General features: G+C 69.9%; 10 protein-coding genes. 7 read left to right on the forward strand and 3 right to left on the reverse strand.

Going from position 1 to position 15,536, the window contains the following annotated elements:
- Positions 1-8: 8 nt before the first annotated feature.
- The 3 genes from purH to AKJ13_RS09380 all read right to left on the reverse strand — a co-directional run bounded on the left by purH (position 9) and on the right by AKJ13_RS09380 (position 4,577).
- Positions 9-1,607 (reverse strand): bifunctional phosphoribosylaminoimidazolecarboxamide formyltransferase/IMP cyclohydrolase, encoded by a 1,599-nt coding sequence (gene purH / locus AKJ13_RS09370; protein WP_050733097.1) that lies wholly within the window; start codon positions 1,605-1,607, stop codon positions 9-11.
- A gap of 68 nt (positions 1,608-1,675) precedes the next feature.
- A complete protein-coding gene (locus tag AKJ13_RS09375; protein ID WP_050733098.1) occupies positions 1,676-3,412 on the reverse strand; it encodes a heparinase II/III family protein in 1,737 nt (578 codons plus the stop codon).
- A gap of 226 nt (positions 3,413-3,638) precedes the next feature.
- The gene (locus AKJ13_RS09380; protein WP_200905607.1) at positions 3,639-4,577 is read right to left on the reverse strand and encodes a zinc ABC transporter substrate-binding protein; all 939 of its coding nucleotides are present in this window, start codon (positions 4,575-4,577) and stop codon (positions 3,639-3,641) included.
- A gap of 148 nt (positions 4,578-4,725) precedes the next feature.
- On the opposite strand from AKJ13_RS09380, the gene AKJ13_RS09385 reads away from it, so the two are divergent.
- From AKJ13_RS09385 to AKJ13_RS09415, 7 genes are all read left to right on the forward strand, one after another.
- The gene (locus AKJ13_RS09385; protein ID WP_050733216.1) at positions 4,726-5,247 is read left to right on the forward strand and encodes a Spy/CpxP family protein refolding chaperone; all 522 of its coding nucleotides are present in this window, start codon (positions 4,726-4,728) and stop codon (positions 5,245-5,247) included.
- A 109-nt stretch (positions 5,248-5,356) separates the two neighbouring features.
- On the forward strand, positions 5,357-7,117 hold the full coding sequence (locus tag AKJ13_RS09390; protein ID WP_050733099.1) for an ABC transporter ATP-binding protein: 1,761 nt from the start codon (positions 5,357-5,359) through the stop codon (positions 7,115-7,117).
- Positions 7,118-7,219: 102 nt separating this feature from the next.
- On the forward strand, positions 7,220-8,323 hold the full coding sequence (locus tag AKJ13_RS09395; protein WP_050733100.1) for a branched-chain amino acid aminotransferase: 1,104 nt from the start codon (positions 7,220-7,222) through the stop codon (positions 8,321-8,323).
- A gap of 129 nt (positions 8,324-8,452) precedes the next feature.
- Positions 8,453-10,249, forward strand: a complete 1,797-nt coding sequence (locus AKJ13_RS09400) for a hypothetical protein (RefSeq protein WP_050733101.1) — start codon at positions 8,453-8,455, stop codon at positions 10,247-10,249.
- Positions 10,250-10,401: 152 nt separating this feature from the next.
- Positions 10,402-11,688 (forward strand): oxalate/formate MFS antiporter, encoded by a 1,287-nt coding sequence (gene oxlT / locus AKJ13_RS09405; protein WP_050733102.1) that lies wholly within the window; start codon positions 10,402-10,404, stop codon positions 11,686-11,688.
- 222 nt (positions 11,689-11,910) lie between these two features.
- Complete coding sequence (gene oxc, locus AKJ13_RS09410) at positions 11,911-13,656, forward strand: oxalyl-CoA decarboxylase (RefSeq protein ID WP_050733103.1); 1,746 nt, start codon at positions 11,911-11,913, stop codon at positions 13,654-13,656.
- A 305-nt stretch (positions 13,657-13,961) separates the two neighbouring features.
- A complete protein-coding gene (locus tag AKJ13_RS09415) occupies positions 13,962-15,533 on the forward strand; it encodes an ABC transporter substrate-binding protein (protein WP_050733104.1) in 1,572 nt (523 codons plus the stop codon).
- Positions 15,534-15,536 lie beyond the last annotated feature (3 nt).

Consider the following 15,536-nt stretch of genomic DNA (forward strand, 5'->3'; position numbering starts at 1 on the left):
GCCTCGCCTCAGTGGCGGAAGTGGCGGTGCCCGGTGAAGACCATCGCCAGCCCGGCCTCGTCGGCGGCCGCGATCACCTCGGCATCGCGCATCGAGCCGCCCGGCTGGATCACCGCCGTCGCGCCGGCCTCGGCGGCGGCCAGCAGGCCGTCCGCGAAGGGGAAGAAGGCGTCCGAGGCGACCACGGACCCCACCGCCAGGCTCTCGGCCACGCCCAGGCGCTTGGCGCCCTCGGCGGCCTTCCAGGCGGCGATGCGCGAGGAATCGACCCGGGACATCTGCCCGGCCCCGATCCCCACCGTGGCGCCTGCCTTGGCATACACAATGGCGTTGGATTTCACGTGCTTGGCGACCCGGTAGGCGAACCGGAGATCGGACGATTCGGCCTCGCTCGGGGCACGTTTGGTGACGACCTTGAGCGGCATGTCGTCGACCACGACCGCGTCCCGGCCCTGGACCAGCAGGCCGCCGGACAGGGTGCGGACGGTCTCGCCCGGCGCCCGCGGGTCGGGCAGGCTGCCGGCGAGCAGGAGGCGCAGGTTCTTCTTGGCCGCCACCAGGGCGATGGCCTCAGGTGTCGCGTCCGGGGCGATGATCACCTCGGTGAAGATCTCGACGATCTTGCGGGCGGCCTCCGCGTCCAGCGTCCGGTTCAGCGCGACGATGCCACCGAAGGCCGAGGTCGGGTCGCAGGCGAGCGCCCGCTCGTAGGCCTCGAGCAGGCTGGCGCCCTCGGCGACGCCGCAGGGATTGGCGTGCTTGATGATCGCCACGGCGGCGGCGCGCGCCGGGTCGAACTCCGCAACGCATTCATAGGCGGCGTCTGTGTCGTTGAAGTTGTTGTAGGACAGCTCCTTGCCCTGGAGCTGACGGGCGGTCGCGACCCCGGCCCGGACCAAGCCCGGCGCCCGGTAGAAGGCGGCCGACTGGTGCGGGTTCTCGCCGTAGCGCAGGCTCTGGGCGAGCGTGCCCCCGAAGGCGCGGAACCGGCCCGGCGCCTCCGTTTTGAACTGCACCGCCATCCAGTTGGCGATCGCGGTATCGTAGGCGGCGGTGCGGGCGAAGGCCTTCTGGGCCAGCTGGCAGCGCAGGTCGCTGCCCACGGCGCCGTCGTTTTGCTCCAGGGCCGCGAGGATTGCGGGGTAATCGGAGACGTCGGTGACAACGGCCACGTCGGCGTGGTTCTTGGCCGCCGCGCGAATCATCGCCGGGCCGCCGACATCGATATTCTCGATGCAATCGGCTTCCGGTTTGTCGGCCGCGATGGTCGCCTCGAACGGGTACAGGTTCACCACCAGGAGGTCGATCGCCCCGATTCCGTGGGCGGCGAGCGCAGCCTGGTGCTCGGGGTTGTCGCGGATGGCGAGCAGGCCGCCATGCACCGCCGGGTGCAGCGTCTTCACCCGCCCGTCCATCATCTCGGGAAAGCCGGTCAGGTCGGCCACCTCGGTGACCGGCAGGCCGGCTTCCTGAAGGGCGCGATGGGTGCCGCCGGTGGAGACCAGCGCGATGCCGCGGGCGTCGAGCGCCCGGGCGAATTCGACGAGGCCGGTCTTGTCCGAGACCGAGAGAAGCGCGCGGGAGACCCGCACCTGATCGTGCGCCATAGCAGCTTGCCGAACCTTGAGATTTCGGCGCGCGGTAGCATGGAACCGGGGCGCGGGGCCAGCCGGGATCAGGGAGCGGTCGCACCCCGCATCGGTGCCGAGGCCAGCCGCTCGAAACTCCAGCGCACCTCGACGTCGTCGGAGACGCGCAGGTGCAGCACGATCTGGTCGGTGCGGCGCGGCCCGGTGAGGCCGGAGAAGTACACGCTCTCCTCAATGGCGATCTCGGCGCCCGAGGCCCGGAACACCCAGATCTCGCCGAGGGCCGAGGCCAGTTCGAGCCCCTCAGGCACCCCGCGCACCGCGATGCCGGGATGCAGGTGGAAACGAATCGCCACGTCGTGGCCGCGCACCCGGCCCTTGCCCTGGCGCAAGAAGGCGTCCCGGCCCTCGAGCCGCGCCTCGGCGGGGAAGAGCTGCCAACGCCGCTCGTGCACGATGCCGAATTCCGGCGCGTAGCCGTCGTGCCTTGCGGCGAGGACGGTGCTGTCGGCCTCCTCGACCCGCTCGGCCGCCACCGCGCCGGGGCCGCGCAGGACCACGGCGCCGCGCCGGCGGATCAGCCACTCGGCGACCACCCGCTCGCCCCACCAGCCCGTGGCGGTGAGGAACCGGCAGGACGAGGAATCGGCGACGCTGGCGGTGGAATGGGCCGGCGTGGACCGGGCGAGCAGGCGCAGGTCCGGCCCGGAGGCTGGCAGGCCGCAATTGACCACGATGCGCTGCGGCCCGCTCGACATCTCGAAGGCGAGGCAGCCCGCCCCGGCATTGAGCGAGTAGGGCAGCGGCGGGCTCTTGCCGACATCGGCGACCATGATGACCCGGCCGCCCTCCAGGCGCTCGTAGCCGGAATTGGGCGCGTGCATCATCGGGCGGGCGAGCGCGCCGTCATAGACCAGGAGCGTGGCGAGATGATCCGCGTCGGTGGCGCCCATGCCGTTGAAATGGCTGAGCGACGCGTCCGGGTGGCGCAGCAGCCGCAGCAGCGGCAGCATCCGATCCACCGCCCGCAGCAGAGCGGCCGGCGGCTCGACGCTGCGGCTGAGATAGCTCTGGCGCAGGGGCAGCAGGTCGAGCAACAGCTCCATGGCGAAGCGCGGGTCGCGGGAGCGGTGGCCGCCATCCGTGAGGATCTGCCGGTCGAGCTCGCGGGACAGGATCCGGGTCGCCCGGCGCAGGATTGGCTGGATGCCATCGCAGCACAGGCCGGCATAGCAGAGCGCCACGGCGGCGTTCAGGCGCCATTGCGGCGGCACGCCCCGCCGCAGGTCGCGCTCCAGTTGCTGGGCGTTGCGGGCGATGGCCTTCAGGAAGTTCTGGTAGAAGGTGTGGTCGGCCCCCTCGAGCACGAGGGGCGACTGGCACAGGAACGAGATCAGCCGCCGGGCCGCCACCGGGGTGTGGCGGGCCAGTGCCGGGTCGCCCCGGCCAGCGATGAAATCCGCCACGAAGGCCCGGGCATTGGCGCGGGCGAGCGCGGTGTCGGCCGCGCGCAGGTGGCGGAGCCAGCCGAAGCCGTAGAGCTCATCGGCCCATTCCGGCGAGGGCGCCGCGTAGTCAAAGGGCGAGCCGCCGCTTGCCGCGAGCGACCGGCCCGCGAAGACGAACATACCGGCATAGATGTCGTCGGCGAAGGTCGCGTCGGAGGTGCGCAGGTCCTGCGGGGCGATCACCAGCCCGGTGACGCGCATCCGCGCCAGGATGTCGGGCGAGGCGGTGAGGCTGGCGCCGACAGCACGAAGGGTCCGCGCGGTCTCGCGCGCCACGAGCCGATAGAAGCGCCAGCGGTCAGGCCCCCAAGCCACGCGATCTCCGAGCCAAGCGATCTCACCAGGCCCCAAGGGCCCGAGCCCTCGGATACGAGGATCGGCTGGCACCCGTTTCGTTTCAGGGTAGAGGCGGCCTCTTAACCGGCGGTTTACGCTATGTCATTCCCGCGGCGGGAAAGAATGCGGGCCCATGCACGCTCCGGTTGTGTCACTCCGGCAGCGCGTCCGTAGGTTCGGCTCTGAAAACCGGGGTTTCGTGCGCTCAGCCCGGTGTCAAGGCCGCGTCGAACGCCCGCAGGTTCGAGCGCATCATGTCCAGATAGGTCGCGGCCCGCCCGTCCGGTCCGGACAGAGCGTCGGAATAGACCTTGCCGCCGATCCGGGCGCCGCCCTCGCGGGCGATCTGCTCCATCTGGCGCGGGTCGCTGATGTTCTCGAGGAACACCGCCGGCACCTTCTCCCGCCGGATCTGCCGGATGATCGCCGCGATATCCCGCGGGCTCGCCTCGCTCTCCGTGGACACGCCCTGGGGCGCGATGAAGCGCAGGCCGTAGGCGTCGGCGAAATAGCCGAACGCGTCGTGGGTGGTGATGATCCGGCGGTTCTCCGGGGGAATCTTCTCCACCGCCCGGCGAACCGCCTGGTCGAGCGCGTCGAGTTGCACCGTGTAGGCCTCGGCCGCGGCCCGGTAGGCCTCCGCATGGGCCGGATCGACCTTCGCCAGGCCGTCGCGGATGTTGGCGACGTAGATCCGCACGTTGGCGACGCTCTGCCAGGCATGCGGATCGACCGCGTGGTGGTCGTGGTCGTGACCGGCGTCGGCATGGGCGTGCTCGTGCACGGCGGCGATGGTCTTCACCCCCGTGGAGGCTACGACGACCGGCGCGCGCGTGCCCGAGGCCCGGATCAGCCGGTCGAGCCAGCCTTCGAGCCCCAGCCCGTTGACGAACACGATGTCGGCCGTCGCGAGCTTCTTGGCGTCGGCCGGGGACGGGCTGAAGCCGTGCGCGTCGGAATCGGGGCCGACCAGGTTCGTCACCGCCACGTGCGGGCCGCCGACGACACGCACGAGATCGCCGAGGATCGAGAAGCTCGCCACCGCGCGGATTTTCTCGGCGTCCGGGGCCGCCCAGCTCGGAAAAGAGAAGCCGAGCCCCAGGATGAGCCCCACCAGCCACGCCAACCGAACCGTCCCGCGCACGTCCTGTCCTCCCAATCCACCGGGGCCACTGAGCCTGTAATGTAACAATGTTACACACACAAGCGGGATACACGGCCGGCGCCTGATGCGCGCTGTGAGCCGCTGCCGGATCATCGCCGCGGCGACCGAGCGTGAGATGGAGCATGCCATGTCCGGACGTTTGAGAGCCGCCCTTCTCGTCACCGGTGCCCTCGGCCTGAGCCTTGTCGGAGCGGCCGCGGCGCATGACCGTGGCTCCGACGGTTTCCGGGGCCACGGGCGTTGGAGTGCGCTGACTCCGGAGGATCGGGCCGCCTTCGCGGATGCCCGCATCGCCGGGCTCCATGCCGGCCTGAAGCTCACTGCCGACCAGGAGAAGTTGTGGCCGCCGGTCGAGGCCGCGCTGCGCGACATGGTCAAGCTGCGCCAGCAGCGCCGCGAGGCGATGCGCGATCGCCCGAAGATGTTCGACGACGCGCCGGCCGCCCTGCGGGCGATGGCCGATGCCGCCACCGCCCGGGGCGAGGCTCTGCGCAAGCTCGCCGACGCCGCGCAGCCGCTCTACGCGAGCCTCGACGAGGGCCAGAAGCGGCGCGCGATGATCCTGGCCCGCCCGATGGGCGGCCATCGCCACGGCGGCTGGCATCGCCATCGCGACGACGAGCGCGGTCCCGGCGGCGACGACCGCTGAATGCGGCCGACGGCAAAAAACTTGATCCGCGGCGGCGGCGGCTGCAAACCGCTGCCGCCGCGGATCTTGCCTCAGGGAGCCCGGTGACAGGACCCAACCGGTAAGCTCCATGGCGCGCCTCCCCGGCGACACTTTCCCCCTCCTCGTCCGCCTGTGGCGCACCTGGCTCTATCCCCATCGCGCGACGCTCGCCGTGGTGCTGGTGCTGATCGCGCTGGTGGGCGGCTCAACCGGGCTGTACCCGGCCCTGATCAAGGCCGCCTTCGACGCCTTCGACCGCAAGGATGCGGCGGCCATCGCCTACGGGCCGCTCGTGGTAATCGTTGTGACAACTTTGCGCGGCTTCTCGCTGTTCGGCCAGACGGTGCTGACCAACCGGGTCGTCACCCGGGTCGAGGCCGACATGCAGGCGGCACTCTACGGCCACCTGATCGAATCCGACCTGGCGCAGCTCGGCCGCGAGAGCCCTGCGGCGCTGACCCAGCGCTTCACCACCGATTTCGCCTTCATCAAGGAGGCGCTGACCCGCATCTCCACCGTGCTGCTGCGCGACATCGCGATGCTGATCGGGCTGGTCGCGGCGCTGATCTGGATGGATCCGGTCCTGACCCTGGTCGCCGGCCTGACGGTGCCGTTCGTGGCCGGGCCGATCGGACGGATCGGCAAGAAGCTCCGGCGGGTCTCGACCACCACCCAGGAGCAGATGGGTGCCACCGCCAGCCTGATCTCCGAGAGCCTGCAGGGCGCCCGGGTCGCCAAGACCTATGCCATGGAGGGCTACCTCAAGGGCCGGGCGGTGCAGGCGCTCCATGAGGTGCGTCGCCTCAAGATGAAGGCCGCCAATGCCCGCGGGCGGCTCGACCCGCTGCTGGAGGTGGGCGGCGGCATCGCGGTGGCCGGCGTGCTGGTCCTGGTCGGGCAGCGGGTGCTGGCCGGCGAGCGGACGGTGGGCGATTTCACCGGCTACGTGGCGGCCCTGCTGCTCGCAGCCCAGCCGGCCCGGGCCTTGGGCAATCTCAACGCCATCCTGCAGGAGGCGGCGGCGGCGTTGCGGCGCTATTTCGACGTGATGGACGAGGCGCCCCAGATCCGCGAGGCGCCCGATGCGGCGCCGCTCGTCGTCACCGCCGGGGAGATCCGGTTCGAGGGCGTGCAGTTCCGGTACCGGCCGGACGCGCCGGCCCTGGAGGGAATCGACCTCACGGTTCCGGCCGGCGCCGCCACCGCGCTTGTCGGACGCTCGGGCTCCGGCAAATCCTCACTGCTCAACCTCGTGCCGCGGCTCTACGACGTCACCGCCGGCCGGGTGACCATCGACGGGCAGGACGTGCGCGCCGTGACCCTGGCCTCGCTGCGCGCCGCCGTCGCGGTGGTCTCGCAGGAGGTGGTGCTGTTCGACGACACCGTCGCGGCCAATATCGGCTTCGGGCGACCCGGGGCGAGCCGGGCCGAGATCGAGGCGGCGGCCCGCGCCGCCGCCGCCCACGACTTCGTGACCGCCCTGCCGGAGGGCTACGCGTTCCGCGTCGGCCCCGCCGGCAACCGCCTCTCCGGCGGCGAGCGCCAGCGTGTCGCCCTGGCCCGGGCCTTCCTCAAGGACGCGCCGATCCTGCTCCTCGACGAGGCGACCTCGGCGCTCGATTCGGAATCCGAGCACCTGGTCCAGGAGGCGCTGACCCGTCTGATGCGCGGCCGCACCACCCTGGTGATCGCCCACCGCCTGTCGACGGTGCGGGAGGCCGACCGGATCGCCGTGATGGAGGCCGGCCGCGTGATCGAGACCGGGCGCCACGACGACCTGATCGCGGCCGGCGGCGCCTATGCCCGCCTGCACCGGATGCAATTGTCGGAGCCGGCACCCGCTGCCTGAGCCGACCTCCGAGCGAGCCGCCGGCACGGCAAATCCGGCGCATGAGTCATGCGCGCGCTCCGTAGATTCATCCGCCGGAGCGCGGCATAAGGGCTTGAGTCTATGAGGACCCCACCCGTGAGCGACCTGACGTTCGAGACCCACGCCCATCCCGCCCGCCGGACCAGCGCCGAGCGGGCTGCCCTGATGGAGAATCCGGGCTTCGGCAAGGTGTTCACCGACCACATGGTCGTAGCTCGGTACTCGGCCGGTCGCGGCTGGCACGATGCGCGGATCCAGGCGCGCGAGGCGATCCCGCTCGATCCGGCCGCCGCGGTGCTGCACTACGCGCAGGAGATCTTCGAGGGGCTGAAGGCCTACCGCACCGCCGATGGCGGGGCCGCCCTGTTCCGCGCCGACGCCAATGCCCGCCGCTTCCGCCAATCGGCCGAGCGCATGGCGATGGCGCCGTTCCCGGAGGATGCGTTCGTCGAGGCGATGCACAAGCTGGTTCAGATCGACCGCGACTGGATCCCCGACACGCCCGACGGCAGCCTGTACCTGCGGCCGTTCATGATCGCCAATGAGGCGTTCCTGGGGGTCAAGCCGGCTTCGGAATACCTGTTCGTCACCATCGCCTCGGCGGTGGGTTCCTACTTCAAGGACCCGACCGGCACGGTCACGGTCTGGATCTCGGAGCATTTCACCCGCGCCGCTCCGGGCGGCACCGGGGCGGCCAAGTGCGGCGGCAACTACGCCGCGAGCCTCGCCGCGCAGGCCGAGGCCGCACGCCAGGGCTGCGAGCAGGTGGTGTTCCTCGACGCGGCCGAGCGCCGCTACATCGAGGAGCTCGGCGGCATGAACGTGTTCTTCGTGTTCGCCGACGGCACGCTCCAGACGCCACCGCTCTCCGACAGCATCCTGCCCGGCATCACCCGCGACTCGGTGATCACCCTGGCCCGCGAGGCGGGGCTCACCGTCAAGGAGGAGCCCTACACGATCGACGCCTGGCGGGCCGACGTCCGCGCCGGCCGGCTCACCGAGGCCTTCGCCTGCGGCACCGCCGCGGTGATCACGCCGATCGGCACCGTGAAGGGCCGCGAGGACAACTTCACCATCGGCGACGCGGTGGCGGGCCCGGTGGCGCGTCGGCTGCGCGGCATGCTGGTCGATATCCAGCGCGGCGCGACCCAGGACTCGCACGGCTGGTTCCAGAAGGTCTTTTAGGGCATCGTCCGGAAAGACACTGTCCGGCACCCGAAAACAGACGATGCCCCATCAAAACCTAAGGGTATCGTCCTGGATCCGATCTTCAGGACGATGCCCTAGGCTCTTGCGCCCCGCCCGGGCGCATCCGTGACCGGACTGGCCTCCGCTCTCCCGGTCGAGCCGCCCGCCGGGCCGTGGAATCCCGGCGTCCAATCCGACCTGCCGGCCGCCTTCACGCCGCTGATCACCGTCTATCGCCCCGAGCACGTCGAGACGCCGCTGCGCGACGCCCTCGAGATGAGCGACCTGTGCGGCCTGCCGGCCCGCCAGCTCACCCGGATCCGGCCCTGGCGCCTCGTCGTCCACGAGGTGCTGATCCGGGTCATGTCCGACCTGTCGGTGCCGGTGGGTGCGGTCTACGCGGATCTCGGCGTCAATTTCCGGTCGATCGTCGCCGCCATCCTGCGCGAGGGCATCGAGCCCCGGCTCGGTGAGGTCGAAGCGGCCCTGGCGGCGCTACGCGCCGAGGCCGACGCCGTGCTCCAGCGCGAGATCGCCGCGATCCTCGACGACCCGCCGCCCCCGGCAGCCCCGGAGCCCGGCTGGCTCGACCGGCTGCTTGGGCGTCGCCCGCCACCGCCGAGCCCGCCGCCCCGGCAGGATCCCGCGACCCGGGCGCTGAACCACCTCGAGGCCTGGCAAAGCCGGGCGCTGCAGGCCGGCGACGGCCTGGAGATCGCCGCCTGCGAGGCGCTGCGCGGCGTCGTCTCCGGGATTCTCGCCCGGCAGAACACGCTGATCCGCGATCCCGCCCTGTTGCGCGGTATCGCCGGAACCCTGGTCTCGAACGGCTACGGGAGCCGCCGCATCGGCGAGCTGATCGAGCCCTGGATCGCTGCCGTGGTCGAGGCCCGCGGCTACCGGCGGCTCGCGCCGCAAGCCCATCCGGTGGTGATGAACGTCAAGGGCGCCTCGGCGTCCGGCAAGAGCACGATCCGGCCCTACCAGCTCGGGCTGGCCCGGCGGCTCGGCATGGCCTGGTCCGACTTCGCGGTGATCACCCCGGACGTCTGGCGCAAGTTCCTGCTCGACTACGACAGCCTCGGCCCGGCGACCCGGTATGCCGGCACGCTCACGGGCTACGAGGTCGAGATGATCGACATGAAGCTCGACCGCTACGTCACCCGCAAGGCCGCCGAGCGGCGAATCTCGAACCTGCTGATCGACCGGTTCCGGTTCGACAGCTTTCAGGCCGAGGCCGGCTCGGATGGCGGAGGCCAGTTGCTCACCCGGTTCGGCGAGCGGGTCTACATGCAGTTCATGGTGACGCCGCCGGCCGATACGGTGGAGCGCGCCTATAAGCGCGGCGAGCAGTTCGGCAGGTTCAAGGCGGTCGAGGACCTGCTGGCTCACAATGTCGAGGCCTATACCGGCATGCCGCGCCTGTTCTTCAACTGGGCGCTCGCCCGGGACAAACAGGTCGTCTGCGAGTTCCTCGACAACAGCGTCCCGCAGGGGGAGCGCCCGCGCACCATCGCGTTCGGGGCCGGCGGGGTCCTCAACATCCTCGACGTGAAGGGGTTGATCGACATCGACCGGTTTCGCAAGGTCGACATCTTCGCCCATGGGCCTGACGAAGTCTTTCGCGGGGTCGACCTAGCGGCGGTCGCCAACACAAGCTTTCTGCGCGAATGCCTTCGTCGGATGGACGCGGTCCGGTTCGCCCGGGCCGAAACCGGCCGCGTTTTCGTCCGCCTCGATCGCGGGCGCGTCACGGGCCTCGATCGCGGGGTCCTGTCGGAAGTGGCTGATGATCCCGATTGGGAGGCGGCCCGCGCGGTGATCGGCATCTCCGAGGATGCCGCCGGGATACCGGAGATCGATGAGACGCTTGTCCCGGCGGACGAGCAGACGCTGGGCACCTGGGGACACAGCGCGACCTGATCGGCAGACGGAACAATATTTCCGGGACTGACAGCGAACCGACGCCGTATCAGCCTGGTATATTGCATGCCTGAGCTGAATATGCATGATTGAGCCTGCACGAGACAGACGCGCCAGCTCAAGGACGCGCCGCCCACCAGTGAGGCTCAGGGATGGAACGCCAGGATTCGCCGTCGGCGAAATGGTGGCAGCTCGCCTTCGGCGTGATCTGCATGGCCATGATCGCCAACCTCCAATACGGCTGGACGCTGTTCGTCGACCCCATCGATCAGCGCTACCACTGGGGGCGGGCGGCAATCCAGCTCGCCTTCACGTTGTTCGTCGCCACCGAGACCTGGCTCGTACCGGTGGAGGCCTGGTTCGTGGACCGCTACGGCCCTAGCCTGGTGGTCGCGTTCGGCGGGGTGATGATCGCCCTGGCCTGGACGATCGACGCCTACGCGGACAGCCTCGCGCTGCTCTATCTCGGCGCGGTGGTCGGCGGCATCGGCGCCGGCTCGGTCTACGGCACCTGCGTCGGCAACGCGCTGAAATGGTTCCCGCATCGCCGCGGCTTGGCCGCAGGCGCTACCGCCGCCGGCTTCGGTGCGGGCGCGGCGATCACCGTCGTGCCGATCGCCCGAATGATCGCCTCCAGTGGCTATCAGGACGCCTTCCTGTATTTTGGGATCGGCCAGGGCGCCATCGTGCTTGCCCTCGCCTTCCTGCTGCGCAAGCCCGCCACCATCGTGCCGATGCAGCGCAAGAGCCTGCGCCTGCCCCAGACGAAGATCGATCGCAGCCCCCGCGAGGCGGTGCGCACGCCGGTCTTCTGGGTGATGTACGCGATGTTCGTCATGGTCGCCTCGGGGGGCCTGATGGCGGCGGCGCAGATCGCCCCGATCGCCCAGGATTTCCACGTCGCTGGCGTACCGGTCAGCCTGTTCGGCCTCCAGATGGCGGCGCTGACCCTGGCAATTTCCCTCGACCGGATCTTCGACGGGTTCGGCCGGCCGTTCTTCGGCTACGTCTCCGACAATATCGGCCGTGAGAACACGATGTTCATCGCCTTCTCGACGGCGGCCCTGGCGGTGATCGTGCTCCTGACCTACGGCCACCACCCGATGGTGTTCGTCTTCGCCACCGCGGTGTATTTCGGGGTGTTCGGCGAGATCTACTCCCTGTTCCCGGCGACCTGCGGGGACACGTTCGGGTCGAAATACGCCGCCAGCAATGCCGGCCTGCTCTACACCGCCAAGGGCACCGCCGCGTTCCTGGTGCCGTTCGCCAGCCTCCTGTCGGCGGCCTATGGTTGGTCGGCGGTGTTCTCGCTGATCATCGGGCTCAACGTCGCCGCCGCCGCGCTCGCGATCTTCCTGCTGCGGCCGCTGCGCGCCCGCTACCTCGCCGAGGCCCAGCATCCCGCGGCGCTCACCACCCAACCGATCCGGGCGGTCTGAACGGCCTTTGACACTACGCCTTCCCTCGAACGACGCTCGGCCTACACGGATCTCCTACTCTTCCCCTCATCCTGAGGCGACGAAGCGAAGCGGAGGCCTCGAAGGAGGGCTCCTTCAAGGCCCGCTGGCGCGGGCACCTCAGGATGAGGACAGCGGGTCGGAGATCCTGACAGAAACCTCGAAAGCCCCCGTACCGACACTGAATTTCCGGGAGAAACAGCGATGACCGCTCTGGCAAAGATCGTCCACACCGCCCCCGAGATCGAGGCCGATCCCGATCTCACCGACGGCTTCCACCTCGTCATCGACGCGCTCAAGCTCAACGGCATCGAGACGATCTACGGCGTCCCGGGCATCCCGATCACCGATCTCGGCCGCATGGCCCAGGCCGCGGGCATGCGGGTCGTGTCGTTCCGCCACGAGCAGCATGCCGGCAACGCCGCGGCGATCGCGGGCTTCCTCACCCAGAAGCCGGGCATCTGCCTCACGGTCTCGGCGCCCGGCTTCCTGAACGGCCTGACCGCGCTCGCCAACGCCACGACGAACTGCTTCCCGATGATCCTGATCTCGGGCTCGTCCGAGCGCGAGATCGTCGATCTCCAGCAGGGCGACTACGAGGAGATGGACCAGCTCGCCATCGCCAAGCCCCTGTGCAAGGCGGCCTTCCGCGTCCTGCACGCCGCCGATATCGGCATCGGCGTCGCCCGGGCGATCCGCGCGGCCTGCTCAGGCCGTCCCGGCGGCGTCTATCTCGATCTGCCGGCCAAGCTGTTCTCCCAGGTGATGGAGGCCGAGGCCGGCCAGAAGTCACTGGTGAAGGTGATCGATCCGGCCCCGGCCCAGCGCCCCGCCCCCGAGGCGATCACCCGGGCGCTGGAGGTGCTGAAATCCGCCCGCCGGCCGCTGATCGTGCTCGGCAAGGGCGCGGCCTACGCCCAGGCCGACGACGCCATCCGTGCCCTCGTAGAGACCAGCGGCATCCCGTACGTGCCGATGAGCATGGCCAAGGGCCTGCTGCCCGACACGCACCCGCTCTCGGCCGGCGCCGCACGCTCCACCGCGCTGAAGGATTCGGACGTGGTGCTGCTGATCGGCGCCCGGCTGAACTGGCTGTTGTCGCACGGCAAGGGCAAGAGCTGGGGCGAGCCCGGCTCGACCAAGTTCATCCAGATCGACATCGAGCCGCGCGAGATGGATTCGAACGTCGAGATCGTGGCCCCGGTGGTCGGCGACATCGCCTCCTGCGTCCAGGCGCTGCTGGACGGGATGAGCCAGGGCTGGCAGCAGCCCCCGGCCGACTGGATCGACACGCTTAAGACCAAGCGCGAGGCGAACATCGCCAAGATGGCGCCGAAGCTCATGAGCAACGCCTCGCCCATGACCTTCCACGCCGCGCTCGGGGCGCTCCGCACCATCGTCAAGGAGCGGCCGGACGCGATCCTGGTCAACGAGGGCGCCAACACCCTCGACCTCGCGCGGGGCATCATCGACATGTACCAGCCGCGCAAGCGCCTGGATGTCGGCACCTGGGGCATCATGGGCATCGGCATGGGCTTTGCCGTCGCCGCCGCGATCGAGACCGGCAAGCCGGTCCTGTGCGTGGAGGGCGACAGCGCCTTCGGCTTCTCGGGCATGGAGGTCGAGACGATCTGCCGGTACGGCCTGCCGGTCTGCATCGTCGTGTTCAACAACAACGGCATCTACCGCGGCACCGATTCCGACCCGACCGGGCGCGACCCGGCCACAACGGTGTTCGTGAAGGATTCCCGTTACGACAAGATGATGGAGGCCTTCGGCGGCGACGGCTACCACGTCACCTCGCCGGACGAGCTGACCCGGGCGGTCAACGCCGCAATGGATTCCGGCCGACCGTCGCTGGTCAACGCGGTGATCGACCCAGCCGCCGGCAGCGAGAGCGGCAATATCGGCAGCCTCAACCCGCAGAGCGGGATCAAGAAGAAGGCGTGAGGCACGCCTCTCAGGGGGCGATGTGTTCCGGCAGACGTTCGAGAGTGTCTTGAGCGTTGGCACATCCACCCTGTCATCTCGGGGCCGCGTAGCGGATCCCGGCATGACAGGGTAGCGAGCAGCCGCCGCTCCTGAACAGCGTTTTTTGGGGGCACGTCGCTTGATGCATCGACAATGGCCCGAGCCTCGTCCCCTGAGATAGCCAACAACCATCGGTAATCTTCCCGCGGATCCGGGACGGCCGCCCTTCCCGTGGCCCGCCTCGTGCTAAGCTTCGGCGACACGCACTCCAGGGGCGAGCCGACATGCTGACCAGACGATCCTTCGTGGCCCTGTCGGGGGCGGCGCTCGCCGCCCCGGCACTCGCCCAGGGCACGGCCTCCCGGGTGCTCAAGTTCATCCCGCAGGCCGACCTGACGGTGCTCGACCCGATCTGGACGACCGCCTACGTGACCCGCAACCACGGGCTCGCGGTGTTCGACACCCTGTACGGGACCGATGCCAGCTACGCCGCGCAGCCGCAGATGGTGGCCGGCCACGTCGTCGAGGATGACGGCAAGCTGTGGCGCATGACCCTCCGGCCCGGGCTGACCTTTCACGATGGCACGCCCGTGCTCGCCCGCGACTGCGTCGCCAGCATCAATCGCTGGGCCAAGCGCGACCCGATGGGCCAGACGCTCATGGCCTACACGGACGAACTCTCGGCCCCCGACGACCGGACGATCCAGTTCCGGCTGAAAAAGCCCTTCCCGCTCCTGCCCGACGCGCTGGGCAAGGTCGGCTCGCCGATCTGCGCGATCATGCCGGAACGGCTCGCCAAGACCGACGCGTTCACGCAGGTGACCGAGATGGTCGGCAGCGGCCCGTTCCGTTTCAAGGCGGACGAGCGGATGGTCGGCGCCCGGGTCGTCTACGAGCGCTTCGACAAATACGTCCCGCGCGAGGGCGGCGAGCCGCAATGGACCTCGGGCCCCAAGCGCGCCTTCCTCGACCGGGTCGAGTGGCACGTCATCCCCGATCAGGCCACCGCCGCCTCGGCCATGCAGACCGGCGAGATGGATTGGTGGGAGCAGCCGCCCTCCGACCTCGTGCCGACGCTGGGCAGCCTCAAGACCTCGATCAAGGACCCGACCGGGCTGATCGGCTGCCTGCGCATGAACCAGCTGCTGCCACCCTTCGACAACCCGGCGATCCGGCAGGTGCTGCTGAAGGTGGTCGACCAGACCGACTTCATGCAGGCGGTGACCGGCGACGACCCGAAGCTGCGGCACGTGCCAGCCGGCTTCTTCTGTCCCGGCCTGCCGATGGCGAGCGAGGCCGGCCTCGACGTGCTGACGAGCAAGCGCGACTTCGACGCCGCCAAGAAGGCGCTGACGGCGGCCGGGTACAAGGGCGAGAAGGTGGTGCTGATGGGCGCCTCCGACTTCCCGAGCCTGAAGGCGCTGAGCGATGTCGCGGCGGACATGCTCACGCGGGCCGGCTTCAACGTCGATTATCAGGTCATGGACTGGGGTTCGGTGGTCCAGCGGCGGGCCAAGCGGGACCCAATCGCCCAGGGCGGCTGGAGCATCTTCTGCACCTTCTGGGCCGGGCTCGACCAGGCCAACCCGGCCGTCAGCGCCTTCCTGCGCGGGACCGGCGCGAGCGCCCCGGTCGGCTGGCCGACCAGCGAGAAGCTCGAAACGCTCCGCCAGGAATGGCTCGATGCTCCCGACACCGCCGCGCGCAAGACGCTCGCGGACGCCCTGCAGAAGCAGGCCTTCGCGGACGTGCCCTACCTACCGCTCGGGCAGTATTTCAACCAGACCTCGTACAAGCCCTCGGTCACCGGGGTGCTCGACGGCGTGCCGGTGTTCTGGAACGTCAAGAAGGGCTGAGCG

Source organism: Methylobacterium sp. ARG-1, from assembly GCF_001262595.1.
Lineage (GTDB): Bacteria > Pseudomonadota > Alphaproteobacteria > Rhizobiales > Beijerinckiaceae > Methylobacterium > Methylobacterium brachiatum.